This window comes from Micromonospora halophytica (assembly GCF_900090245.1).
GTDB classification, from domain to species: Bacteria; Actinomycetota; Actinomycetes; order Mycobacteriales; family Micromonosporaceae; genus Micromonospora; species Micromonospora halophytica.
The window spans coordinates 76,851-101,137 of the sequence record NZ_FMDN01000019.1 but is presented as its reverse complement, the minus strand read 5'-3'; the positions used below and the strand labels follow the sequence as shown (position 1 = coordinate 101,137).

Annotated in this window: 24 protein-coding genes and 1 pseudogene; 19 read left to right on the top strand and 6 right to left on the bottom strand. The window is 73.8% G+C overall.

What is annotated here, in order from left to right; translation table 11 throughout:
• Positions 1 to 13: 13 nt before the first annotated feature.
• From GA0070560_RS21870 to GA0070560_RS21845, 6 genes are all read left to right on the top strand, one after another.
• Positions 14 to 3,085 carry an Rne/Rng family ribonuclease gene (locus GA0070560_RS21870; RefSeq protein ID WP_091300935.1) on the top strand — a complete coding sequence of 1,024 codons (3,072 nt, stop codon included), beginning with the start codon at positions 14 to 16 and terminating at the stop codon, positions 3,083 to 3,085.
• A gap of 118 nt (positions 3,086 to 3,203) precedes the next feature.
• Positions 3,204 to 3,695, top strand: a complete 492-nt coding sequence (locus tag GA0070560_RS21865; RefSeq protein ID WP_091300934.1) for a hypothetical protein — start codon at positions 3,204 to 3,206, stop codon at positions 3,693 to 3,695.
• Positions 3,696 to 3,884: 189 nt separating this feature from the next.
• Positions 3,885 to 4,199, top strand: coding sequence for a 50S ribosomal protein L21 (gene rplU / locus GA0070560_RS21860; RefSeq protein ID WP_088975625.1), 315 nt, complete (start codon positions 3,885 to 3,887; stop codon positions 4,197 to 4,199).
• Positions 4,200 to 4,210: 11 nt separating this feature from the next.
• On the top strand, positions 4,211 to 4,465 hold the full coding sequence (gene rpmA, locus GA0070560_RS21855) for a 50S ribosomal protein L27 (protein WP_088975624.1): 255 nt from the start codon (positions 4,211 to 4,213) through the stop codon (positions 4,463 to 4,465).
• A gap of 90 nt (positions 4,466 to 4,555) precedes the next feature.
• Positions 4,556 to 6,019 carry a GTPase ObgE gene (obgE, locus tag GA0070560_RS21850; protein WP_091300931.1) on the top strand — a complete coding sequence of 488 codons (1,464 nt, stop codon included), beginning with the start codon at positions 4,556 to 4,558 and terminating at the stop codon, positions 6,017 to 6,019.
• Positions 6,020 to 6,089: 70 nt separating this feature from the next.
• A complete protein-coding gene (locus GA0070560_RS21845; RefSeq protein ID WP_091300929.1) occupies positions 6,090 to 6,539 on the top strand; it encodes a GNAT family N-acetyltransferase in 450 nt (149 codons plus the stop codon).
• Between the two features lie 132 nt (positions 6,540 to 6,671).
• On the opposite strand, the gene GA0070560_RS21840 is transcribed toward GA0070560_RS21845, so the two are convergent.
• Positions 6,672 to 7,154: a DUF4383 domain-containing protein gene (locus GA0070560_RS21840; protein WP_091300927.1), complete on the bottom strand. Its 483-nt coding sequence runs from the start codon at positions 7,152 to 7,154 to the stop codon at positions 6,672 to 6,674.
• A 201-nt stretch (positions 7,155 to 7,355) separates the two neighbouring features.
• On the opposite strand from GA0070560_RS21840, the gene GA0070560_RS21835 reads away from it, so the two are divergent.
• Genes GA0070560_RS21835 through GA0070560_RS21825 form a run of 3 tightly spaced genes read left to right on the top strand, consistent with a single transcriptional unit; the run spans position 7,356 to position 9,305 of the window.
• Entirely contained in the window at positions 7,356 to 8,165 is an 810-nt protein-coding gene (locus tag GA0070560_RS21835; protein ID WP_091300925.1) for an ATP synthase subunit B family protein, read from the top strand.
• Positions 8,166 to 8,196: 31 nt separating this feature from the next.
• Positions 8,197 to 8,658 carry a phage holin family protein gene (locus GA0070560_RS21830; protein ID WP_091300923.1) on the top strand — a complete coding sequence of 154 codons (462 nt, stop codon included), beginning with the start codon at positions 8,197 to 8,199 and terminating at the stop codon, positions 8,656 to 8,658.
• Complete coding sequence (locus GA0070560_RS21825) at positions 8,655 to 9,305, top strand: DUF3618 domain-containing protein (protein ID WP_091300920.1); 651 nt, start codon at positions 8,655 to 8,657, stop codon at positions 9,303 to 9,305. Before GA0070560_RS21830 ends, GA0070560_RS21825 begins: the two co-directional genes overlap by 4 nt.
• 75 nt (positions 9,306 to 9,380) lie before the next feature.
• Here GA0070560_RS21825 and GA0070560_RS21820 read toward each other — a convergent pair whose 3' ends face one another.
• Positions 9,381 to 10,457, bottom strand: coding sequence for a glycosyltransferase family 2 protein (locus GA0070560_RS21820; protein WP_091300918.1), 1,077 nt, complete (start codon positions 10,455 to 10,457; stop codon positions 9,381 to 9,383).
• 190 nt (positions 10,458 to 10,647) lie between these two features.
• On the opposite strand from GA0070560_RS21820, the gene GA0070560_RS21815 reads away from it, so the two are divergent.
• Positions 10,648 to 11,289, top strand: a complete 642-nt coding sequence (locus GA0070560_RS21815) for an SRPBCC family protein (RefSeq protein WP_091300916.1) — start codon at positions 10,648 to 10,650, stop codon at positions 11,287 to 11,289.
• Entirely contained in the window at positions 11,286 to 12,461 is a 1,176-nt protein-coding gene (locus GA0070560_RS21810) for a zinc-dependent alcohol dehydrogenase (protein WP_091300915.1), read from the top strand. Before GA0070560_RS21815 ends, GA0070560_RS21810 begins: the two co-directional genes overlap by 4 nt.
• A 152-nt stretch (positions 12,462 to 12,613) precedes the next feature.
• Here the strand turns inward: GA0070560_RS21810 and GA0070560_RS21805 are convergent, their stop codons facing one another.
• Complete coding sequence (locus GA0070560_RS21805; RefSeq protein ID WP_091300914.1) at positions 12,614 to 13,861, bottom strand: cytochrome P450; 1,248 nt, start codon at positions 13,859 to 13,861, stop codon at positions 12,614 to 12,616.
• Between the two features lie 229 nt (positions 13,862 to 14,090).
• Here GA0070560_RS21805 and GA0070560_RS21800 point away from each other — a divergent pair, with 229 nt between their 5' ends.
• On the top strand, positions 14,091 to 14,498 hold the full coding sequence (locus GA0070560_RS21800) for a hypothetical protein (RefSeq protein ID WP_091300912.1): 408 nt from the start codon (positions 14,091 to 14,093) through the stop codon (positions 14,496 to 14,498).
• A gap of 14 nt (positions 14,499 to 14,512) precedes the next feature.
• Here the strand turns inward: GA0070560_RS21800 and GA0070560_RS21795 are convergent, their stop codons facing one another.
• A complete protein-coding gene (locus GA0070560_RS21795; RefSeq protein WP_067312494.1) occupies positions 14,513 to 14,731 on the bottom strand; it encodes a DUF397 domain-containing protein in 219 nt (72 codons plus the stop codon).
• Between the two features lie 65 nt (positions 14,732 to 14,796).
• Between GA0070560_RS21795 and pepN the strand changes: the two genes are divergently transcribed.
• Positions 14,797 to 17,313 (top strand): aminopeptidase N, encoded by a 2,517-nt coding sequence (gene pepN, locus GA0070560_RS21790; RefSeq protein ID WP_091300910.1) that lies wholly within the window; start codon positions 14,797 to 14,799, stop codon positions 17,311 to 17,313.
• A 67-nt stretch (positions 17,314 to 17,380) separates the two neighbouring features.
• Here the strand turns inward: pepN and GA0070560_RS21785 are convergent, their stop codons facing one another.
• Complete coding sequence (locus GA0070560_RS21785; RefSeq protein WP_091300908.1) at positions 17,381 to 18,583, bottom strand: FAD-dependent oxidoreductase; 1,203 nt, start codon at positions 18,581 to 18,583, stop codon at positions 17,381 to 17,383.
• Positions 18,584 to 18,740: 157 nt separating this feature from the next.
• A complete protein-coding gene (locus GA0070560_RS21780; protein ID WP_091300906.1) occupies positions 18,741 to 19,379 on the bottom strand; it encodes a PadR family transcriptional regulator in 639 nt (212 codons plus the stop codon).
• A 165-nt stretch (positions 19,380 to 19,544) separates the two neighbouring features.
• On the opposite strand from GA0070560_RS21780, the gene nadD reads away from it, so the two are divergent.
• The 6 genes and pseudogenes from nadD to GA0070560_RS21750 form a co-directional block, all read left to right on the top strand.
• Positions 19,545 to 20,141, top strand: a complete 597-nt coding sequence (gene nadD, locus GA0070560_RS21775) for a nicotinate-nucleotide adenylyltransferase (protein WP_091300904.1) — start codon at positions 19,545 to 19,547, stop codon at positions 20,139 to 20,141.
• Between the two features lie 110 nt (positions 20,142 to 20,251).
• Complete coding sequence (rsfS, locus tag GA0070560_RS21770) at positions 20,252 to 20,650, top strand: ribosome silencing factor (RefSeq protein WP_091300902.1); 399 nt, start codon at positions 20,252 to 20,254, stop codon at positions 20,648 to 20,650.
• Positions 20,647 to 21,276, top strand: coding sequence for a histidine phosphatase family protein (locus GA0070560_RS21765; RefSeq protein WP_091300900.1), 630 nt, complete (start codon positions 20,647 to 20,649; stop codon positions 21,274 to 21,276). The genes rsfS and GA0070560_RS21765 overlap by 4 nt, the downstream gene beginning before the upstream one ends.
• Before the next feature lie 48 nt (positions 21,277 to 21,324).
• Positions 21,325 to 22,182, top strand: coding sequence for a DegV family protein (locus tag GA0070560_RS21760; protein WP_091300898.1), 858 nt, complete (start codon positions 21,325 to 21,327; stop codon positions 22,180 to 22,182).
• A gap of 194 nt (positions 22,183 to 22,376) precedes the next feature.
• Positions 22,377 to 23,381: a ComEA family DNA-binding protein gene (locus tag GA0070560_RS29960; RefSeq protein ID WP_342670431.1), complete on the top strand. Its 1,005-nt coding sequence runs from the start codon at positions 22,377 to 22,379 to the stop codon at positions 23,379 to 23,381.
• A pseudogene (locus GA0070560_RS21750) lies at positions 23,378 to 24,202 on the top strand (ComEC/Rec2 family competence protein); the annotation flags it as partial. The gene GA0070560_RS29960 and the pseudogene GA0070560_RS21750, both read left to right, overlap by 4 nt.
• Positions 24,203 to 24,287 lie beyond the last annotated feature (85 nt).

Below are 24,287 nucleotides of genomic sequence, written 5' to 3'. Positions count from 1 at the left end.
CTGGAGAACCTCCATGCTCGAGAACGAGCCCGAGGGTGGCGAACGGACCGGTTCACAGCCGGCCGGCGACACCGCCGACAGCACCACCACCGGCAGCAGCCCGGAGGCCCCGCCGGCCGAGGCGGCGGCGGAGGCGCCCAAGCGTCGCCGCACCACCCGGCGCAAGGCCGCCCCGCTGAGCCAGCCGGAGCAGGCGGAGCTGCCCGCCGAGGCGTCGACCGCCGCCGCGTCCGCCACCGACGAGACGCACCAGGCCGAGGTGATCGCCCCGGTCGCCGGTGAACTGGACACCGCCCCGAAGACCACCCGTCGCCGGCGCAAGGCGACACCCGCGAAGGCGGCCGAGGAACCGGTCGTGGTGACCGGCGCGGAGGAGCCCTCCGGCGAGGTCGTACCGCCGGTGAAGGTGACCCGTACCCGGCGGCGCAAGGCCACCGCCCCGGCCGTGGAGCCCTCCGCCGAGACTCCGGCGACCGCCGAGGTGCTCGCCGCGTCCGGCGAACCCACCGAGGTCGTGACCCCGGCGGTGGAGACCGAGGAGCCGGCCGTCGAGGCAGCGGCCCCCACCGAGCCCACCGCCGCCGACGAGGAGCTCACCGACGAGGAGGCCGCGGCGCAGGCCGAGGCCACCGAGCCGGCCGCCACCGATTCCGGGGCCGCCGTCCCGGCCGTCGCCGCGTCCGGTGCCGAGAGCCGGGCCGGCGAGGTTCCGCCCGGCGTGACCGTGCCCGGCGGCGAGCAGCCGGCGGAGCGGACCGAGCCGGAACCGCGTACCCGTCGGCGCCGGGCCGCGCTCTCCGCGCCGACCGTGCTGTTCATGGCCCCCCAGCCGGAGGAACTGCCGACCTTCCGGGTGGTCGAGCCCGGCCCGGTGGCCGAGGTCGTCGAGGAGGAGCCGGCGGAGACCGGCCGCCGTCGCCGCCGCGGCCGTCGTGAGGTCGAGCCGGTCGAGGCCGCCGAGGTCGAGGAGGAGCCCACCGCCGAGGAGGAGGAGCCCGCCGCCGAGGACGAGGACGAGGACGAGACCGCCGCCGGTCGTCGCCGTCGTCGTCGTGGTCGCCGGGGCCGTGGTCGCGGCAAGGGTGGTGCCGACGAGGCCGACGACGAGGAGGAAGGCGAGGAGGCAGCCCAGGTCGAGGCCGAGGAGGTCGAGACCGAGGAGGCCGAGGAAGAGGAGGGCGAGGGCGACGGGATGACCCGCCGCCGGCGCCGTCGCCGCCGTCGGGGCGCCGGGGACGCCGAGGGGGCCGCCGACGACGGCGTACCCACCGTCGTCAAGATCCGCGAGCCGCGCAAGGCCGTCGACGAGGTGCAGGGCGTCTCCGGCTCGACCCGGCTGGAGGCCAAGCGCCAGCGTCGCCGGGACGGCCGCGAGCAGCGGCGTACCCGCCCGCCGATCCTCAGTGAGTCGGAGTTCCTGGCCCGCCGGGAGGCGGTCGACCGGGTGATGGCGGTGCGCCAGCGCGGCGACCGCACCCAGATCGCCGTTCTCGAGGACGGCGTGCTGGTCGAGCACTACGTCACCCGCAACTCCTCCGGCACCATGGCCGGCAACGTCTACCTGGGCAAGGTGCAGAACGTCCTGCCCAGCATGGAGGCGGCCTTCGTCGACATCGGGCGTGGCCGCAACGCCGTGCTGTACGCCGGTGAGGTCAACTGGGACACCACCGGCCTGGAGGGGCGGGCCCGCTCGATCGAGCAGGCGCTGCGCTCCGGCGACTCGGTGCTGGTGCAGGTCACCAAGGACCCGATCGGGCACAAGGGCGCCCGGCTGACCAGCCACATCGCGCTCTCCGGCCGGCACCTGGTCTACGTGCCCAACGGCAACGCCTCCGGGATCAGCCGCAAGCTGCCCGACACCGAGCGCAAGCGGCTGCGGGACGTGCTGAAGAAGCTGGTGCCGGACGGCGCCGGGGTGATCGTCCGCACGGCCGCCGAGGGCGCCAGCGAGGACGAGCTGGCCCGGGACGTCAAGCGGCTCCAGGCGCAGTGGGAGGACATCCAGGCCAAGGCGGCCGAGGGCGGTGCCCCGGTGCTGCTCTACGAGGAGCCGGACCTGGTCATCCGGGTCGTCCGGGACCTGTTCAACGAGGACTTCCGCGAGCTGGTCATCGAGGGCGAGCAGTCGTACGACATGGTCGAGTCGTACCTGTCGCACGTCTCGCCCGACCTGGTCGCCCGGTTGCGCCGGCACGTCGGCACCTCCGACGTCTTCGCCGAGTACCGCATCGACGAGCAGATCATCAAGGGGCTGGACCGCAAGGTCTTCCTCCCCTCGGGCGGCTCGCTGGTGATCGACCGGACCGAGGCGATGACCGTCGTCGACGTCAACACCGGCAAGTACACCGGCTCCGGCGGCAACCTGGAGGAGACGGTCACCCGCAACAACCTGGAGGCGGCCGAGGAGATCGTCCGCCAGCTCCGGCTGCGGGACATCGGCGGCATCGTGGTGATCGACTTCATCGACATGGTGCTGGAGTCCAACCGTGAGCTGGTGCTGCGCCGGCTGACCGAGTGCCTGGGCCGGGACCGGACCAAGCACCAGGTCACCGAGATCACCTCGCTCGGCCTGGTGCAGATGACCCGCAAGCGGATCGGCGCCGGGCTGCTCGAGGCGTTCAGTGAGCCCTGCGAGTGCTGCAAGGGTCGCGGCCTGATCATCCACACCGAGCCGGTGCCGGAGAAGCCGCGTTCCGGCGGTGCGGGGGAGAAGGTCAAGGCGGTCGCCTCGTCGGTGGCCCCCACGGCGGCCGAGCAGCCCGCCACGTCGTCGCGTCGGCGCTCCCGCAAGGGCGCCGTGGCCGAGCGTGTGGTGGTGGAGACGACCGAGGCCCCCGAGGTCGCCGCCCCCGCCACCGACGCCGAGTACCACGACACCATGGGCTACGACCTGTCCCGGTACGAGTCGGAGACGCCGGCCGCGCCGGCCGTCGCGGACGCCCAGGAGGGCGAGTCCGCCCGGCTGGCCGGGGCGGACGACCCGGACGCGCTGGGCGACGGCGACACTGACGACGAGGGCGGTGAGGGCGGCACCGGCCGACGCCGGTCCCGCCGCGGCGGTGCCCGTCGGCGTACCCGGCCGTGACCGGCTGACGGACGACGTCCGACAGGGCCCCTTCCCCGGCCACGGCGCCGGCGGGAGGGGCCCTGTCGTGTCCGGCCGGCCCGGCTCTACGATCGGTCACCCCGGCTAGGAGAAGACAATGCGCCGCCTGCTCGCCGCCACCGTGGTGACCACCGTCCTGCTGACCGGCTCCGGCTGCTCCGGCGACCGGGCCGACGAGGCCGCCCCGGCCAGCCCGGTCGGTCCGTCCACCGCCCCGACCGTCCTGCCGTCCGCCCCGGTCAGCGTCGCGCCGGCGGGCGGCAACGGCCCGCAGGTCTGCGCCGAGGCCGAGGCGGCCTCCTCGACGGCCGTGCGGACGTACGTCGAGGAGTTGGGCAAGATGATCGCGGCGGTCGGCGCGAACGACAGCACCGGGGCGGAAACTGCCCGGAAGCGGGCGGAGTCGGCGCTGACCACCTGGCGGACGGCGCTGCGGCAGCAGTCCGCCAAGGCCACCGACCCGCAGCTGAAGACCCTGCTCAACGATCTCGCGACCGAGGTGGGCACACTCGGCACCGACGTCGAGTCGATCGACGAGACCGAGCTGGACCGCCTCCAGCAGCGTCTCGACCAGCTCTGCGGCCGCTGACCGGCGGGGCCGGTTTGGGTGTCGGCCGGTCCATGGCGTACTCTTTCCTGCGGCACACTTTGGTGTGCCGAGTTCCCGCGTGCCCGCGCCGCCGGTGTCACTGCTACCCGGCGAGTCGCCGTGGGAACGACCGACCGGTAACGGTGGGTAAAGACGCTAGCAGCCTCAACGACAGGGAGTCCGCCTCCGATGTACGCGATCGTCAAGACCGGCGGCAAGCAGTACAAGGTCGCCGAGGGCGACGTGATCGAGGTCGAGAAGCTCGTCGGTGCCCCCGGCGACGCGGTGAAGCTCACCGCGGTGCTCCTCGTCGACGGTGACGACCTGGTGACCGACGCGGCGAAGCTTGCCAAGGTCGCGGTGTCCGGCGAGATCGCCGCGCACACCAAGGGCCCGAAGATCCGGATCCACAAGTTCAAGAACAAGACCGGCTACCACAAGCGCCAGGGTCACCGCCAGCCGCTGACCCAGGTCAAGGTGACCGGCATCTCCAGCGGGAAGTAGGTCGTCCTCCAATGGCTCACAAAAAGGGTGCGTCCAGCTCGCGTAACGGCCGTGACTCCGCGGCCCAGCGACTCGGCGTGAAGCGCTTCGGTGGTCAGGTCGTCAGCGCGGGTGAGATCCTCATCCGTCAGCGTGGCACCAAGTTCCACCCCGGTGACCTGGTCGGCCGCGGTGGCGACGACACGCTCTTCGCGCTGGCCGCCGGTGCGGTCCAGTTCGGCACCAAGCGTGGTCGCAAGACCGTCAGCATCGTGCCGCAGCAGTAGTTTCACCGCGTTGCGGGCCGCGGACCTCGGGTCCCGGCCCGCTTCGCATTTTCGCGTGCGGGGACGAACCTCGCTGGAAGGATTGGCGTCGTGACGACGTTCGTTGACCGGGTCGTCCTGCACATGCAGGCCGGCGACGGCGGGCACGGCTGTGTCTCCATCCACCGGGAGAAGTTCAAGCCCTTCGGCGGACCGGACGGCGGCGACGGCGGGCACGGCGGCAGCGTCTCGCTGGTGGTCGACCCGCAGGTCACCACGCTGCTCGACTTCCACTTCCGTCCGCACCTCAAGGCCGACAACGGCAAGGGTGGGGCCGGCTCGAACCGGGACGGGGCCAACGGCCGCGACCTGGTGATCAAGGTCCCGAACGGCACCGTCGTGCAGACCCTCGACGGCACGGTCCTGGCCGACCTGGTCGGCGTGGGCACCACCTTCGAGGCGGCCCGTGGCGGGCGCGGTGGCCGGGGCAACGCCTCGCTGGCCAACGCCCGGCGCAAGGCCCCCGGCTTCGCGGAGCTGGGCGAGCCCGGCGACCGGCTGGACGTGGTGCTGGAGCTCAAGAGCGTCGCCGACGTCGGCCTGGTCGGCTTCCCGTCCGCCGGCAAGTCCTCGCTGATCTCGGTGATCTCGGCGGCCAAGCCGAAGATCGCCGACTACCCCTTCACCACCCTGGTGCCCAACCTGGGCGTGGTGCGGGTGGACAACCACACCTTCACCGTCGCCGACGTGCCGGGGCTGATCCCGGGCGCGGCGACCGGCAAGGGCCTTGGCCTGGAGTTCCTCCGCCACGTCGAGCGCTGCGCCGTGCTGGTGCACGTGGTCGACACCGCGACGCTGGAGCCCGGCCGCGACCCGCTGGCCGACATCGACACCATCGAGGCCGAGCTGGCCGAGTACGGCGGGCTCGCCGACCGGCCCCGCCTCGTCGCGCTCAACAAGATCGACGTACCGGACGGGCGCGACCTCGCGGAGATCGTCCGGCCCGACCTGCAGGCGCGTGGTTTCCGCGTCTTCGAGGTCTCGACGGCCACCCGGGAAGGGCTCAAGGAGCTCACGTACGCGATGGCCGAGCTGGTCGAGCAGTCCCGGGCCGCCGCGCCGCCGGCCGAGCCGACCCGGATCGTGATCCGCCCGAAGGCGGTCGACGACCAGGGCTTCACCATCGAGGCGGAGCCGGACGGCTCGTTCACCGTGCGGGGTGTGCGGCCGGAGCGCTGGGTGCGGCAGACCAACTTCGACAACGACGAGGCCGTCGGCTTCCTGGCCGACCGGCTCGCCCGCCTCGGCGTGGAGGAGAAACTGGCCAAGGCCGGCGCCAACCCGGGCGACCTGGTGCGCATCGGGGAGCGCGAGTTCGACTGGCAGCCCACCCTCTACGCCGGCGTCGACTTCGTCCCGGGCAACCGGGGCACCGACGTCCGGCTGGAGGAGAAGTCGACCCGGGCGTCGGCGGCGGAGCGGCTGGCCGCCCGCAAGGCGCGACGGCAGCGTCCCGAGGACGAGGTGGAGGCCGCACCGGTGGCCGAGACGGACGCCGACGACGACCGGGAGTAGCCCGGTCCCGGTCGCGTTCGGGTCGCCCGCCGGAAACCTCCGCGAAACGGACGCGGCATACCGTGAGCGGATGTTGATCGAGTCCCGTCCCGCCACCGATCCCGAGATCGACACCCTCGTCGTCGCCCAGCAGCGGGAGCTGCGTGAGGCAGACGGAGGGCTGGACGGACAGGTCACCGTCACCCACGACGACATCCGCTACCTGGCGGTGGTGGTCGACGGCCGGGCGGTGGCCTGCGGTGGCGTCCAGGCCCTGGACGCCACCACCGGCGAACTGAAGCGGATGTACGTCCGGCCGGCGTACCGGGGGCGGGGGATCGCCCGGCAGCTGCTGACCGCGCTGGAGGAGCTGGCCTTCCAGCAGGGGCACTCGGTGGTCTGCCTGGAGACCGGCGTCTACCTGCCGGCGGCGATCGGGCTCTACACCTCCTGCGGGTACGAGCCCATCCCGGTCTACGGCGAGTACGTCGACAACCCGTACAGCGTCTGCTTCGCCAAGCGTCTGCCGGTCGCCGCCTGAGCGACGGGACGGTGGCCCGGCCGGCCGGCTCAGGCGCCGGTCTGCGCGTGCGCGGCGGTGACCGGCTTGGACTCCGGCGAGGCGTGCCGGTGAAGGACGATGCCCAGCGGGACCGGCGGGGCGACCGGTGGCTCAGGGACGGTCGATCGGGGTGTCGAGCCGGCCGCCGGTGCCCGCGCCGTTGGACACCAGCAGGCCGAGGGCGAGCATGCCGAAGCCGAGCACCAGGTGCAGCCAGTTGTCGGCGTCGTTCACCGGGATGAAGTTTGCCGCGCTCTCCCGGTCGATGCCGAAGCCGTACAGCCAGAGGGCCAGGTAGACCGCGCCGCCGCCGGCCAGGAAGAGCCGGGCCCCGGCGACGGTACGGGCCATCGCCAGCCCGGCCAGGCCGAACAGCAGATGCAGCAGGTTGTGCAGGATCGACACCTGGAACAGGCCGAGCAGTTTCGCGCCGGAGTGATGCCCGGCGAACGTCATGTCCCCGTACCCGGTGGTGACGCCCGGGACGAAGCCGAGCACGCCGATCAGGACGAAGATCGCGGCCACCGCGGTGGCGGCTGTCTGGAGCCGGGGCTTCGGGCCGGCCGGGGCGCGCCCGCGCACGTCACGTGCCATCGCTAGTCACCTCCGTGAGCGCTGCCGACGGTAGCCGGACACTCCTCACATTCTGTGACCGACTGACCGCCCGCAGTGGAGAAATGGCGAATCAGGCATGGACCAGACGACCGGGGGTAGGTCAAGAGTCGCGCCGACGTGACGGTCGGCGAGATCCCCCAGCGCACAACCGCGACGAAACGTCCGAGCGGAAGGGTAACCATGACTTACGATCTCTCGCCCACGTCCTCCATGTACGGGCACGAGCACAGCAACAACGGCGGTGGCGTCCGGGACCAGGCCCGTCAGGTCGGCTCCGAGGCCGCCAACGCGGGTGGCGCGGTCGCGCAGACCGCCAAGCAGCAGAGCAGGGAAGTGGTCGGCCAGGCGCAGCGCCAAGCCCGCAACCTCTACGGTGAGGCCCGTACCCAGGTCGCCAGCCAGGCCGGCGACCAGCAGCGCCGGGCCGCCGGCGGGCTCCGCTCGCTGGCCGAGGAGATGCGCTCGATGGCCCAGAACGGCGGACAGGCCGGCCCGGTCACCGAGCTCGCCCACCAGGCCGCCGACCGGGTGCACGGTGTGGCCGGCTGGCTCGAGGCGCGTGAGCCGGGCGACCTGCTCAACGAGGTGAAGACCTACGCCCGTCGCAACCCCGGCACCTTCCTGGTCGGCGCAGCCCTGCTCGGCGTGGTCGCCGGCCGGCTCACCAAGGGCCTCACCTCGGCCTCCGACGACTCGACCGGCAGCCACGGCCGGTACGGCTCGACCAACGGCCACGACCCGGACCGCACCGCGGTGATCCCGACGCCCCCCGCGCCGCGCGCGGTGCCGGACGCGACCCCGCCGGGCGGCTACCTCGACCCGACCCCGGGCACCTACGCCGAGCCCGACCCCGGTTACTCGGCCTACCCGGACCGTGGCACCACCACCAGCTACGCCGACCCGGCCGGCGGGGTTGGCCAGCCGTTGCCGCCGGTGACCCGGACCGACCCGCTGCCGGGCGTGCCGTCCAGCGGCACCACCCGCCCGTGAGGGACCGAGACATCCGAAGGGAGGCGACGGCATGAGCATGTCGACGCAGTCCGGCGTGAACTCCGGACACCACCCCGCGGGTGCCTCGCACACCGCGGACGAGGTCAGGGGCAGCTCCATCGGTGAGCTGATGCGGTCGGTCACCACCGACCTGTCCACCCTGATGCGCCAGGAGGTGGAGCTGGCCAAGGCCGAGATCCGCCAGGAGGGCAAGAAGGCGGGCAGGGCCGCCGGGCTGTACGGCGGCGCCGGCTTCGGCGGCTACATGGTGGCGCTGTTCGTCTCCGTCGCCGTGTGGCAGTTCCTGGACAACGTCATGGACTCGGGCCTGGCGGCGCTGATCGTGGCCGTCATCTGGGCCGTGGTCGCCGCGGTCCTCTACTCGAAGGCCAAGAAGAACGCGGAGCGCATTCGCGGCCTCAAGCAGACCAACGAGAGCGTGCAGCGCATCCCCGACGCGCTCAAGCCCCACCGGGAGGGAGTCACCCGATGAGCACCGATCCCGCCCAGATCCGCCAGGAGATCGAGGTCACCCGCAACAACCTCAGCTCCGACGTGGACGCTCTGGCGTACAAGGTGAGCCCCGGCCGCATCGTCGACGACCGCAAGCAGCGGGTGCGCAGCGCCCTGCACAACGTTAAGGACAAGGTGATGGGAAGCGCTTCCGACCTCGGCCACAGCACCAGCCACGCCGCCCACTCGGTGGGGGGCCAGGCCTCCTCGGCGGCCTCCACGGTGAGCGGCAAGGCGCACTCGGCGGCCGCCACCGTCGGTGACGCCGCTCACCGGACGCCGCAGGTGATCCGGCAGAAGTCCGAGGGCAACCCGCTGGCCGCCGGCCTGATCGCGTTCGGCGTCGGCATGCTGGTCTCCTCGCTGGTCCCGGCGACCCGCCGCGAGCAGGAGCTGGCCGTCCAGGCCAAGGAGAAGGCCACCGAGCACAGCGGCGTGGTCAAGGAGAAGCTGGGCGAGGTCGCCACCGAGCTGAAGGAGGAACTGCGCGAGCCGGCGCAGCACGCCACCGAGTCGGTGCGCTCCACCGCCCAGAGCGCCGTGCAGAACGTCAAGGACGACACGAAGTCGGCCGCGTACGACGTCAAGGACCAGGCGCAGCAGTCCCGCGAACAGGTCCGGTACTGAAGGACCCCACCGCACCGCTCGCGGCCACTCCCGGCGTCCGCCGGGGCGTGGCCGCGAGCTTTCGCGTGTGCGGGGTCAGGCGCGGGTCACCAGGTCCGTGCCCACCCAGGCCACGAGGTCGCCGGGCTCGACCGGGGTGAGCCGGCGGCGCAGCACCCTGGTGGAGTGAGCGGGGCGGCGGATCCGGTGGCCGGCGTAGCGGACCCCGCCGCGCAGCAGCCGCCCGCCCAGAGCGAGCCAGGAGCAGAGACCGCGCTCCAGCAGCCAGACCGGCGCGGCCAGCGCGGTGCGGGCGGGGAAGACCCGCGTCCCGCCACCCCGGCGTCGGCCCGTCTCGGCCACCGCCACCGCCGTCGCGGCAGCCGTCAGCAGCAGGCCGGGCCGTCGGGCGGCCAGCGCGACCGCCACGCCGGGGAGCACCGCCAGCGCGGCCAGCAGCCGCACGGGCTGGGCCAGGTCGTCGTACGCCTGGCGGACCCGCTGGCCCCGGAAGTGCGCCGGGGCCGGCGGCAGTCGGCGGACGAACAGCCAGGCCGGGGCGGTCTCGGTGCCGCCGTACGCCCGCACGGTGCGGACCAGCTCCAGGTTCTCGAAGAGCACGTCCGGGTCGTAGCCGCCCATCGCCCGGAAGGTGCTCCGGCGCACCGCCAGGGTGCCCGACCAGTCGGCGGCCAACGCCCGGTTGAGCAGCGTCCGGCCGGTGTCCCACCAGGCGTGCCAGGGCAGCGGGTCGAAGTAGTTCTGCGGGCGGACCAGGTCGTACGCCTCCAGCAGCCGGTGCGCGGCGCGCAGCGCCGGCTCGTCGTACCGGACGTCGTCGTCGGCGATCACCACATGTTCGTGCCGGGCCGCGGCGACCCCGGTCAGCACGCCGAGCACCTTGCCGTTGATCCCGTGCAGCGCCGGGTCGACGGGCAGGTGCCGGACGATGCCGCGCCAGGCGGCGGCGTGCCGGTCGTGGACCTGCGGCGGGGAGTCGTCCACCACCGTGACGTCCACCAGGCGGGACAGCCGCCGCAGGTAACCGGTCAGCTCGGCCAGGCCGGTGTCGTCGGACCAGCGCAGCGGCAGGACGTACTCGACGGGCAGCCGTGGTGTGCGGACGCCGGGGCCCGTCGCGGTGGCCGGTTCGTCCCGGGCCGGGGCGCTCACGACGGCTCCCCGCGCAGGGAGGTGCCGGCCGTGCTCGCTCGCGTCAAGGACACCGTCGCCTCCCGAAACTCTGGTGCTGCGGGCATGCCCACGGTCGGACCGGTCAAACCGGTCCGTTTCGAGCGACCGTCGACGGGTAGCGCTCCGGGATACGGGTGTCCATCCCGGGCACCCGGGTGGAGGAGACGTGATGACCAGCAACGCGACGAGGTGGGCGCTGCTCGGCGCCACCACGGTGACCGCGCTCGGCGCCGGCCGGGCGGTGGCCCGCAGACGGCGTCGCCACCAGCCCGACCGGCAGGGCGGCTGGTACGTGGTGCGGCGCGGTGTCACCGTGGACCGGCCGATGGACGCCGTCATCGGCTTCTGGACGGACCGGGAACGGCTGGACCGGGCCCTGGCCGAGTGGGCCACCCTGGAACAACTCGACGACAACCGGTGGCGCTGCGTGGCGAGCGACCCGGCCGGCGGTGGCACCGAGTGGCGGGCCGAGATCACCGTCGACGGGCCGGGCCGGCTGAGCTGGCGGGTCGACGAGGGGCCGGTGCCGCAGCGGGGGCACGTCGACCTGGTGTCCGCGCCGCAGGATCGCGGCACCGAGATCCGGGCCGAGCTGCGCTACCGGGCCGGCGGCCTGCTGCGCCGGGTCCTCGGCCCGGTCGGCGGGGACGAACCCGACCTGGGGCTGCGGGACGCGCTGCGGCGGATCAAGTCACTGGTCGAGACCGGCCAGATGATCGACACCCGGCACGACCCGTCCGGGCGTGACGCGACGCAGGAGAAGGCGACCGACAGGGTCCGCGAGCGGTTGACGACGGGAGGACGGGCGTGAGGGCGCTCTGCTGGGAAGGGGTCGGCAAGCTGGCCGTGCGGGACGTGCCCGAACCGGGCATCCGCGCCGAGGGGGACATCATCGTCAAGGTCCGGGCCAGCAGCGTCTGCGGCTCGGATCTGCACCTGATCAACGGCTACCTGCCGGCGATGCGCGAGGGCGACATCCTCGGCCACGAGTTCACCGGCGAGGTCGTGGAGACCGGGCCCGGCGTGCAGCGGCTGCGGGTCGGCGACCGGGTGGTGGTCGGCTCCGTGGTGGCCTGCGGCGGCTGCTGGTACTGCCGTACCGAGCAGTACTCGCTCTGCGACAACTCCAACCCGCAGCCGGTCCTCACCGAGAAGCTCTGGGGCCACTCGCCGGCCGGCATCCTCGGGTACTCACACGCCGCCGGCGGCTACTCCGGCAGCCACGCCGAGTACATCCGGGTACCGTTCGGCGACGTCGGCGCGTTCAAGGTCCCGGACGGGGTGGCCGACGACGCGGTGGTCTTCGCCTCCGACGCCATGCCCACCGGCTGGATGGCCGCGGACTTCTGCGCGCTCAAGGGCGGCGAGGTGGTCGCCGTCTGGGGCGCGGGCGGGGTCGGTCAGATGGCCGCCCGCTCCGCGCAGATCCTCGGCGCGGAGCGGGTCATCGTCATCGACCGCCTGCCCGAGCGGCTCGCCACCGCCGCCGACCGGCTGGGCGTGGAGACGATCAACTATGCCGAGACCGACGTGCTGGAGGCGCTGCGGGAGATGACCGCCGGCCGGGGTCCGGACGCCTGCATCGAGGCGGTGGGCATGGAGTCGCACGACGTCGGTCCGATCTACGCGTACGACAAGGCGAAGCAGAGCGCCCGGCTCACCACCGACCGGCCCACCTCCGTACGCCAGGCGATCATGGCCTGCCGCAAGGGCGGCACGGTCAGCATCGTCGGCGTCCACGGCGGGCTGGTCGACAAGTTCCCCCTCGGCGCGGCGATGAACAAGGCCCTGGTACTGCGGATGGGGCAGATGCACGCCCAGCGCTACATCCCGATGCTGCTGGACCGGCTGGCCGTCGGCGAGATCGACCCCGGCTACCTGGCCACCCATCCGATGTCGCTGGAGGACGGTGTGCGCGGGTACGAGCTGTTCGAGAAGAAGCAGGACGCCTGCCTGCGCAGCGTCCTGCACCCGGCGGCCTGACCGTGGGACGGGCGTCGACCCGGTGTGTGGCGGCGGGGTGCCGGCCCCGACCCGACCGCGCGTACCGATGAGACGCCCCTCCCCGGGCCGCCGGCATGACCTGGTGCGACGGTCCGGGCGGTGCGCCGACCCCGGCTTCGGGACGGCGTCGGTCAGTCGGTGCGCCGTACGTCGTCGATCAGGAAGCCGCTCGGCGGCAGCGTGGGCATCCGGCTCAGGTCCAGCGCCAGGTCCTGCGGCGGCACCTCGTACCGCATCGCGATGGTCAGCAGGGTCACCGAGCGCTTCATCAGCTCGATGGTGATCCACTCACCGGGGCAGCGGTGCCCGCCGAGGTGGTCGCCGCCGCCCTGCGGCACGAAGCCGTACGGGTCGTCGCGCCAGCCGGTGAAGCGTTCCGGGCGGAACCGCTCCGGCTCGGGCCACAGCTCGGGGTGGTGGTTGGTGCCGTACAGGTCGAGCAGCACCCGCCGGCCCTGCGCGAAGTGATGGCCCCGCCAGTCGAAGGAGTGCCGGACCCGGGCCGTGGCCACCGGGAAGAACGGGTAGTAGCGGCGGACCTCCTGCACGAACCACTCGGTCGCGTCGTCGTCGCCCCGGACCCGGTCCCGCCAGGCCGGGTGGTCGTGCAGGGCGAGCGCGGCGAAGACCACGTACCGGTCGACGGCCACGGTCGGGCGCAGCACGTTGAGCAGCTCGACGGCGGCGATCCGGCGGGGGAGCAGCCGACCCTGGCCGTCGCGGTGCTCGGCGACGGCGCGCAGGGCACTGCCCTCGGGTGCGGGCAGGGTGCCGACCCGGGCCCGCTCCACGATGTCGGCGAGCCAGTGCTCGGCGCGGCGCCGGCCGCGCCGGCCACGCCAGTAGCGCGGGCCGATCGCCGCCGCGCTCTCGATCATCGCGTGCATCTGGGCGGTGCGGCGGGCCACCTCGGGCTCGGCCAGCGGCACTCCCGCCCAGGCGCAGACCGCCCGCATCAGTATCCGGGCGACCTCGTCGTAGAGGACCACCGGGCCGTCGGCCTCCCAGACCGGGATCCGGGCCCGCCACTCGTCGGCGAAGAGCTGGCCCAGGTGCCGGACCGCGGCGGGCGTCATCAGCGACACGAACATGGCCTTGCGTTCGGTGTGCGCAGCCCCGTCGAGTCCCTGCACACCGCCCTGGCCGGTCAGCGTCCGCTGCCCCCGCTTCGGCATCGCCCCGGCCCGGCGGAAGCGCCCGGCGTCGTAGAAGAGCTCGGCGGCCGGCCTGCCGCGCAGGCAGATGGTCGGCTCCAGCAGCAGCCGGGCGGTGAAGATGTCGCTGCCGTAGCGCTCACAGCGGGAGCTGACGTACCGGTACCCCTCGCGGAGGAACGCCAGCGTGCTCTCCGGGCTGCGGTCGGCGGGGGTGGCGGACATCCGGCTCTCCTGACACGGTGACGGCGGGTGGCCGCGCTGGTCGGCCGGTCGTCGTCTACCCCGGTCCGGCACCACCCAATCCCGTGTGCCCGACGAGGTCGCCCTGTCCGAGGGGTGTGGGCCCGCAAAAGGCCGCCGTGCTGGCCCCTCCCAGGGCGCCGGAAACCTGGTTTTCTCGTCCCCGGGCCGGCCACGACGGCCGGCCACCGGGTCACCACGGGGAGGACGGATGGAGAAGAACAGGCCGCCGTACTGGCGTCAGCGGGGGGTGACGGAGACGATGGCGCGGGCCGCCGGCACCGGCTCCGACCCGGCGGACGCGCCGTTGGTGGCGCCGCCCCGGCGGGGGTCCCGGCCGCCCCGGCACTTCACCGCCCATCTGGGCTTCGAGGCCGCCGGCCCGGAGCAGGCCCGCGAACTCGCCGTGGCGTACGCCGAGGCGCTGAGCCTGCTCCGCCCGGAGTTGGCGCTCGCCGCGGCCGCCCTGTCGCCGGCCGACGCCTGGCACCGGGCCGAGCGGCTCTTCTGCGACGCGTCGGGCCCCGACGGCGAGCGCTGTGCCGACGTCGCCGGCCATCCCGGCTTCCACCACGCCCCCGGCCCCGGCGGCCTGGGCTGGGGCGAGGGGGACGGGTGAGCCGGGCGGGCCGCTCAGTCCAGGTCGAACTCGCCGTCCTGGGCGCCGGCCACGAAGGCGTCCCACTCGGCCTGGGTGAAGACGAGCACCGGGCCGTCCGGCTCGGCGGAGTTGCGCATGCCGATCAGGTCGTCGACGAAGGCCACCTCGACCGCACTGTCGGAGGTGTCGCCCTCGGCCCGTTGCCAGACCGCCCGGGACAGGTCGAAATCTCCCTTGGGGTGCTGACCCATTGTTGGTCCTCCATCGCCACACGTAATGGGAAGCCCGTCCGGCTTCCGTCCGGCAGGATAAGCGGATGCCGAGCCTGACCCGTGAAGAGGCGACCGCGCGTCGCGCGCTGATCACCGTCGAGTCCTACGAAGTGGACCTCGACCTCACCGGCGGCGGCGAGCGGTTCGACTCGACCGTCACCATCCGGTTCCGGGCCACCCCCGGGGCGGAGACCTTCGTCGAGGTCAAGCCCGTGACCCTGCGGCGGGTACGCCTCAACGGCCGCGACCTCGACCCGGCCACGCTGGTCGACAACCGGATGCCGCTGACCGGGCTGGCCGAGGCGAACTCGCTCACCGTCACCGCCGAGATGGCGTACTCGAACACCGGCGAGGGGATGCACCGCTTCGTCGACCCGGCCGACGGCGAGACCTACCTCTACGCGATGTCTTTCCTGGACGACGTGCAGCGCATCTTCGCCGCCTTCGACCAGCCGGACCTGAAGGCCCCGGTCACCCTGTCGGTCACCGCCCCGCCGGAGTGGACGGTCGCCGCCAACGGGCAGCTCGCCGACACGCCCCGGCCGGGGCGCTGGGAGTTCGCCCCCACCGCGCCGCTGGCCACCTACTTCGTCTCGCTGATCGCCGGCCCCTGGCACGTCCGCCGCGACTCCCACGACGGCATCCCGCTCGGGGTCTACTGCCGCCGGTCGCTGGCCACGCACCTGGACGCCGACCTCGACGAGATCCTCACCGTCACCAAGCAGTGCCTCGACCGGTTCCACCAGCTCTTCGCCGAACGTTATCCGTTCGGCAAGTACGACCAGGCCTTCGTGCCCGAGTTCAACGCCGGAGCGATGGAGAACCCGGGCCTGGTCACCCTCCGCGACGACTACGTCTTCCGGTCGGCGGTCACCGACACCCAACGGGAGCTGCGCGCCACCACGATCGCCCACGAGATGGCGCACATGTGGTTCGGTGACCTGGTCACCATGCGCTGGTGGGACGACCTCTGGCTCAACGAGTCCTTCGCGGAGTACCTCGGTACCCGGGTCACCGCCGAGGCGACCCGCTTCGACCGGGCCTGGACGACGTTCGCCATCCGCCGCAAGGCCTGGGGCTACACCGCCGACCAGCGCCCGTCGACCCACCCGGTGGCCCCGGAGGAGGTCGCGGACGCCGCCGAAGGGTTGCTCAACTTCGACGGCATCTCGTACGCCAAGGGCGCCAGTGTGCTGCGCCAGCTCGTCGCCTGGCTCGGCGACGAGAGCTTCCTCGCCGGGCTCAACGCCCACTTCGCCGCGCACCGCTTCGGCAACGCCACCCTGGCCGACCTGCTCGACGGCCTCAGCACCGCCGGTGGCCGGGACCTCACCGACTGGGCGCAGTGCTGGCTGCGCCGGCCCCAGGTCAACACGCTGCGGATGCAGACCTCGGTGGACGCCGACGGCCGCTGGGTCTCCGCCGCCGTGGTGCAGACCGCTCCCGAGGCGTACCCGGTGCTCCGGCCGCACCGGGTCGGTGTCGGCCGGTACGCCGCAGACGGCACGGTGACCCGGATCGAGGTGGATCTCGACCCGGACGTCGACAAGGGGCGCACCGAGCTGTCCGAGCTGGTCGGCGAGCCGGCCACCGGCCTGCTGCTGCCCAACGACGGCGACCTGACCTTCGCCAAGATCCGGCTGGACCCGGCCTCCGCCGACGCGGTGCCGATGGTGCTGCCGCGGCTGGCCGATCCGCTGGCCCGGGCGCTGCTCTGGGGTGAGGCGCTCGACGCCGCCCGGGACGGGGAACGTCCGGTCACCGCGCTGGTCTCGCTGATCGCGGCGGCGCTGCCCGCCGAGACCGAGGTGATCATCGCGGAGGAGGTGCTCGGCCTCAGCCGCGGCCTGATCGACCGCTACCTCGACCCGCTCGCCCGGGAGGCCGCCCTGCTGCGCGTCGCCGGGGCCTGCGCCGCGCTGCTCGCCGGGGCGCCGCCGGGAGGGTCGTTGCAGCTCGCCGCCGCCCGGGGCCTGATCGCCGTCAGCACCGACACCGGGTTGCTCGCCGGCTGGCTGGCCGGTGACGGCGTGCCGGAGGGGCTGGCCGTCGACGCCGACCTGCGCTGGGCGCTGCTGCTGCGCCTGGTCGTGCTCGGTGCGGCCGGCGAACCGGAGATCGCCGCCGAGGCCGCCGCCGACCGCAGCGCCGTCGGCGCGGAACGGGCCGCCTGCTGCCGCGCCGCTCTGCCGGACGTCGACGCCAAGCGAGCTGCCTGGGAGATCGTCACCCGCAGCACCGAGCTTTCCAACCGGCTGGTGGAGGCGACCGCGGAGGGCTTCTGGCAGCCGGAACAGGCCGAGCTGACCGCACCGTACGTCCCCAGGTACTTCGCCGACATGCCGGCCGCCGCGCGGCTGCGTACCGCCTGGGTGGCCGACGGGATCACCAGACTGGCCTTCCCCCGCTTCGCCGTGGCGCAGCCCACCCGGGAGTTGGCAGCGGCGCTGCTGGCCCGCGACGACCTCACCCCGGGCCTGCGCCGCTGGGTCACCGACCTGGACGACGACCTGCGACGCGCGCTGGTGGCCCGGACGGCGGTGGCCGCCGCGTCGGCCTGACCGCCGTCGGCCCTCGCCCCCCCGGGGTGGTGTGCGCTCCGGAGCGCACACCACCCCGGACGTCGGTTCAGCGTCCGGTCGGGCCCGACGTGACCGGGGCGTCCCAGTCGATGACATAACGCTGCTCGGGACCGATCGTCTTCTCCGGGTTCATCGCGGTCTTCACCAGCAGCGGCATGAGCAACGGCATCAGCGCCCGGGCCACCGGGCCCGGAGCCTTGGCCTGGTTGATCCGCGCAGCGCGGGCGGCGACCCGCTCCACCCGGTCACGCCGCAGCCGCTCGAAGGCGACGAACGCCGACCGGGCGTCGGGCAGGTCGCGCAGGCAGCGGGCCAGCTGCACGGCGCTCTCGATGGCCAGCGAGGCGCCCTGCCCGGAACTGTTCGAGGGTGCGTGCGCCGCGTCGCCCACCAGCACCATGCGTCCACGATGCCAGTGCCGGACCGGCGGCATGATGTGCAACGAGCCCACCACCTGCAACTCGTCGGGGTCGCTGGTCGACATGAGGTCGCGACCCGGGTCGTCGTCGGCGTGGGCGGCCCGCAGGGTCCGCATCCAGTCGGCCGGCGACACCGCGCGGGCCTCGGTGAGACTCATCGGCCGCTGCTGCGGGAGGTTGACCCCCCACCGGGTGCCGCCGCCCGGCTCGGGCCAGTAGAGGTAGTAGCCACGCCGGCCGAAGGTGAAGGTCATGGTGCCGGGCTCGACGTCGACCTCGTGCCGGGCCACCGCCTCGAAGCCGAGCAGCCCGGTGAACCGGGGGCCGGGGTCGTCCGGGTCGATCAGGGCGCGGACGGTCGACCGCACGCCGTCGGCCCCGATGAGGACGTCGGCCGTGGCCGTGCCACCGTCGGCGAACCGGGCCGTGACGCCGGTGTCCGTCTCCCGTACGTCGACCAGGCGTCGGCCGTGCTCGACGACGATGCCCTCGGCGGCGGCGCGTTCGTGCAGCACCCGGTGCAGTTCGTTGCGGTGCACCACGTGCAGCGGCGGCACGCCCGCCAGGCCCGGCAGGTCGATGCGTCGGCGGCCGATCGCCATCGCCGTCCGGTGGATCGGGGTGGCGATCATGGCCACGGCCCGGTCCGCGTCGACCGCGCCAAGGGCCGCGAGGCCGTTGGGGGCGAGCGCGAGGGTGCCGCCGATACCGTCGGTGGTGCTCGGGTACGCCTCGTGGACGGTGGCGGTGATGCCGGCGCGGCGCAGCGCCAGCGCGGCGACCGGGCCGGCGATGCCGCCGCCGATCACGATCGCGGTCTTGACTCTCATGGTCCCTCCAGGGGCTCGTCGGTTGTCGCGCGTGGCGAACCGACCTGGAGAGAGCCCGGCTATCCTCGTGGTTGCCGCTTCGGGCCGGCACCTCTCCAGGTGCGGTTCGAGGTAAGGGCCCCGGCCTGGTGTTGGCGCACCGTGCCGGGGCCGCCCATCACCGTGTGGTGTCGCTCCCTTCCTGAGGGTCCGTCGACCGGCCGCCGGTCTCATGGAAGGCCCGCCACTCGTCCAGGCCTGGGTAGCTGCCCGAGGTGAGCTCGGCCAGCAGGGCACGGATCCAGGCGGCTTCCGCCTCCTTGACGGTCAGGTCGTAGTCCGACTCGGCCAGGAACAGCCGTGGCACGGTGCGCAGGTGCTCGGCGAGCGCCGCACGGCCGGCTCGGATGCCGTCCTCCAGCAGGGCCAGCCGCTGTCGCAGCAGGATCACCGCCTCGTCGGGGTGCAGGGCGGCGAGCACCGACAGGCCGGCGCGGAACCGGGACTGCTCCGGGCCCGGGGTGGAGACCAGTTCCCGGGCCCAGTCGACCAGTTCCGCCCGGCCGGAGTCGGTGATGCGGTACACGGTGCGTTCCGGGCGGCGGCCTTCGCGGACGCTCTCGACGGCCGCGATCAGCCCGTGCCGGTCCATGTTGCGCACGACGGTGTAGAAGGACCCCCACTTGATCTCCATGTCCTGGTCCTTGCCCCAGGCCCGCAACGTGGTGGCGATCTCGTACGGATGCATCGGCCGTTGCACGAGGACGGAGAGCACGGCCAGGGCGAGCAGGTTCCCGACCTTCCGCTGCTGGACCACGACCCCACACCTGCCGATGCTCGTACCCGATTACTTGTCGACGAGTATAAGAGCGTGTGGCGGCGGACGAAACCCCGACCAGCAGCGCGTGGCCGAGCGGCCGATCGGCGGGACGGTCGGGTGACCCCACCCGGTCGTCGGCCGGACCCGGCCTACGATCATCGGGTGGAGGAAGACATCCGGCGGATCGGGATCATGGGCGGCACCTTCGACCCGATCCACCACGGGCACCTCGTGGCCGCCAGCGAGGTGGCCGACCGGTTCGGCCTGGACGAGGTGGTCTTCGTCCCCACCGGTCGGCCGTGGCAGAAGGCGGACGAGCCGGTCAGCCCCGCCGAGGACCGTTACCTGATGACGGTGATCGCCACCGCCTCCAACCCGCGCTTCCAGGTCAGTCGGGTCGACATCGACCGGGGTGGCCCCACCTACACGGTCGACACCCTGCGCGACCTGCACGCGCTGTACGGCCCGAAGGTGCAGCTGTTCTTCATCACCGGCGCGGACGCGCTGGAGCGGATCCTCTCCTGGAAGGACCTGGACGAGGTCCTCGAACTGGCCCACTTCATCGGGGTCACCCGACCCGGGTTCGAGCTGACCGACAAGCACCTGCCGGCCGACACGGTGAGCCTGGTGCAGGTGCCGGCGATGGCGATCTCCTCCACCGACTGCCGTGCCCGGGTCGCCCGGGGCGAGCCGGTCTGGTACCTGGTGCCCGACGGTGTGGTGCAGTACATCGCGAAACGTGCCCTCTATCAGGAGTGAATCCGCCCGGTACGGGATCCTTCGTCCCCGAAACCGACCAGAACTGACAAGTCGTCTCGCCGCCGGGTGTGAGACGCTTGGAGGGTCGCACGGATGATCGAAGGAGAACGGTGACAGTTTCCGAACGCGCTCACGAGCTGGCGATGGCCGCCGCCCAGGCTGCGGCCGACAAGAAGGCGCAGGACATCGTCATCATCGACGTGGGCGACCAGCTCGCCATCACCGACGCGTTCCTGGTCGCCTCCGCGCCGAACGAGCGTCAGGTGCTGGCAATCGTCGACGCCATCGAGGAACGCCTGCTGGAGCTGCCGGAGAAGGCCAAGCCGGTTCGCCGCGAGGGCGAGCGGGGTGGCCGTTGGGTGCTGCTCGACTACGTCGACGTCGTGGTCCACGTCCAGCACACCGAGGAGCGCGAGTTCTACGCCCTCGACCGGCTCTGGAAGGACTGCCCCCAGGTCCCGTTCGTCGACCGGGACCTGGTCGAGGCCGACGCCTCCGCCGCCGAATGACCCGCCTGATCGTCTGGCGGCACGGCAACACCGACTGGAACGCCGCCAGCCGGGTCCAGGGGCAGACCGACGTACCCCTCAACACCCTCGGCCGCGAGCAGGCCCGCACCGCGGCCCCCCTGCTCGCGGCGCTGCGGCCGGACGCCATCGTCGCCTCCGACCTCAGCCGGGCCGCGGACACCGCCGCCGCCCTCGCCGAGGTCACCGGGCTGCCGGTACGCTCCGACCCCCGGCTGCGGGAGCGGTACTTCGGCCAGTGGCAGGGGCTGCTCCTCACCGACGCCGCCGCCCGCTTCCCCGAGGAGCATGCCCGCTGGCGGGCTGGTGACCCCGACCCGGGCGCCGGCATCGAGAGCCTCGACGACCTCGGCAAGCGGGTCGGCGCGGCGTTCTCCGACGCCGCCGACCTCGTCGGGGCCGGCACCGTCGTGGTCGCCACCCACGGCGGCAGCGCCCGCCAGGGTGTCGGCACCCTGATCGGCTGGGACCACGTGGCGCTGCGCGCCATCGGTTCGCTGGCCAACTGCCACTGGACCGAGCTGCGTCACAACGACGCCCACGGCTGGCACCTGCGTGCCCACAACGTCGGCGTGATCACCCGCCCGGCACCCGCCGAGCCGGTCTGAGTCGTCCGGCCCGGGCGCTGCGCCGCGACATCGGCTAGCGTGCCGGGCATGCCCGTCGCGGTCGTCACCGACTCCACCGCCTACCTCCCGCCCGAGCTGGTGCAGGTGCACCGGCTGACCGTGGTGCCGTTGACCGTCGTGCTGAACGGTGCCGAAGGGCTGGAGGGGGTGGAGGTCTTCCCGGCCGACGCTACCCGGGTGCTCGGTGGCCGGCGGGTCTCCGTCAGCACGTCCCGCCCCGCCCCGGAGCAGTTCGCCCGGACGTACCGCGAGCTGCTGGCGGCCGGTGCGGACGGGATCGTCTCGGTGCACCTGTCGGCGGAGCTGTCCGGCACCGTCGAGGCGGCCCGGCTCGCCGCCGCCGAGATCGGCGACCGGGTCGAGGTGGTGGACAGCCGCTCCACCGGAATGGGTCTGGGCTTCCCGGTGCTCGCCGCCGCCAGGGCCGCCGAGGCCGGTGCCGACCTGGTCGCCGTCCGCGAGGCGGCCACCGCCACCGTCGGTCGGACCACCATCTTCTTCTACGTCGACACGCTGGAGTTCCTGCGCCGGGGCGGCCGGATCAACGCGGCGGAGGCACTGCTCGGCACCGCCCTGTCGGTGAAGCCGATCATGCACATGCCGGACGGGGCGATCGTGCTCAGGGACAAGGTGCGCACCGCCAGCCGGGGCGTGGCCCGCCTGGTCGACCTGGCCGTCGAGGCGGCCGGGGACGCCGACGTCGACCTGGGCGTCCACCACCTCGCCGCACCGCAGCGCGCCGAGCAGCTCGTCGAGGCGCTCACCGACCGTTTCGGTGACCGGCTGCACGACACATACGTCTCCGAGGCCGGTGCCGTGGTCGCTGCCCACGCCGGACCCGGCCTGGCCAGCGTGGTGGTCCACCGCCGCCCCGATCCGGCCTGACCGGCCCACCGCCGGAAGCCCGGGTGACCCTGCCGGTCGACGGGGGACGGGCGGCGCGGGGCCCGGGCCCGGAGGCGCGCTGGCCTCGTAGCACATCACCGCTTGATCAGGCGGTTGTCCACAGGGCGTCCGCCCGTCCACAGGGGCCGGTCGACGGCCGGCGGTGGCCGTCGCGACGTTCGTAGCCTCGCGCCGTGTCGGACGACGAGGAGACGATGGTGCGGCGGCGGCTGCTCCGGCTGGCCGAGGCCGTGTCCGGGGCAGTGCCGGTGCCACCCGCGCCACGGCCCGCAGCCGAGGGCCATGGCGACGGCGGCGGGCCGGTGCCCGGCGGCCGAGCCCTGGTGCCCGGTAGGGCTGTCCGCGCCGGGGCGGACGACGACGCCACGGCCTGGTCGACAGGCGCCGCCGGCCGGACCCGCCCGCCCGGCGGTGCCGATCCTGCGGTCACGCCGTCCGGCCAGCGCCGCAGGCCAGCACCGTCCGACGGCGACCGCCCGGGCGCGTCGACCGGTGACGACCCGGGGCTCGGGGGCGACGCGCCGGTCCAGGTGTCCTCCCGGCTCCCCGGGCCGGGGGCGTTCGACCCGGGGCGGCGGGGGGTACGGGCGCTGGCCGCCGTCGCCGTGGTCGTGGTGCTCGGCGCCGGCCTCTGGGCCTGGCGGTCCCGCCCCCGCGCCGAGCCGGTCCGTTCCCCGGCGCAGGCCGTGCAGGTCGCCGCTCCGGATGCGTCGAGCGGGCCCGGCGCGACCGCGAGCCCTGCCGGTGAGCTGGTCGTCGCGGTCGCCGGCAAGGTACGCCGTCCGGGCCTGGTCCGGGTGCCGGCCGGCGCGCGGGTGGCCGACGCGGTGCAGGCGGCCGGCGGCGCGCTCCCCGGTGTGGACGTCGCCCTGCTCAACCCGGCCCGGAAGGTCACCGACGGTGAGCTGATCCTGGTCGGCGTCGCGGCGCCACCCGGTGTGCCCGCGGGGGCCCCGCCGGCCGCCGGTGGGGCCCCCGCTCCCGGCCAGCCGTTGAACCTCAACACCGCCACCCTGGCGCAGCTCGACGCGCTGCCGGGGGTGGGTCCGGTGCTCGCCCAGCGCATCCTGGCCCACCGCGACCGGCAGGGCGGCTTCCGGTCGGTGGGCGACCTGCGGCAGGTCGAGGGAATCGGCGACGCCCGGTACGAGCAGCTCAAGGACCTGGTGACAGTGTGAGCCGCCGAACCCCGGGCAACCGGGTCGTCGACACCGCCGCAGAGGCGCCGGACCTGCGGCTGGCCGGGCTGGCGGTGGCCGCCTGGCTCGCCGCGCTGGCCTGCCTGTACCTCACCGCGACCATGGCCGTGCTGCTGGCCGCCACCGCCGCCGGCCTCGCCGCCGTGGCCGCCCCGCACCTGCTCGGCCGCCTCGGCCGGCCCTGCGCACCGCTGCGGCGGTACGGCTGGATCGCCGTCGCGGCGCTGATCGGTGTCGTCTGCGGCGCCAGCGCCACCGCCGCCCGGCTGCACGTACGCGACGCCACCCCGCTGCGTGCGCTGGTCGACGAGCGGGTCCGGGTCAGCGCGGAACTCATCGTCCGGGACGACCCCCGTCCGGTACGCGGCGCGGCGGGCCGGCCGGCGACCCTGCTGGTCGCCACCGAGCTGGTGCACCTCACCGGCCCCGACGGCCGCCGGGTGAGCGCCCCCGTACGGGTGCTGGTGCTCGCCACCGACCCGGCCTGGCGGGGGCGGCTGCCGGGGCAGCGGCTCACCGCCGAGGGGCGGCTGACCGCGCCGCGCGGCGGCGATCTCACCGCAGCGGTGCTGACCGTGCCGGGCCCACCGACGCCGCACGGACCACCACCGTGGCTCCAGCGTGCCGCCGGTACGCTCCGCGCCGGCCTGCAACGGGCCTGCGCGCCGCTCCCCGACGAGCAGGGTGGCCTGCTGCCGGGGCTGATCGTGGGGGACACCAGCGCGTTGCCGGCCACCGTGGAGGAGGACTTCCGGGCCACCGGGATGACGCACCTCAACGCGGTCTCGGGAACCAATGTCGGTTAGGGATTGTTGTGGAACGCCTGGTCAGACGGCGGAACCCCCGGCCAGAGAGGCGGCCGGGGGTTCCGCGTGTCGATGCGGC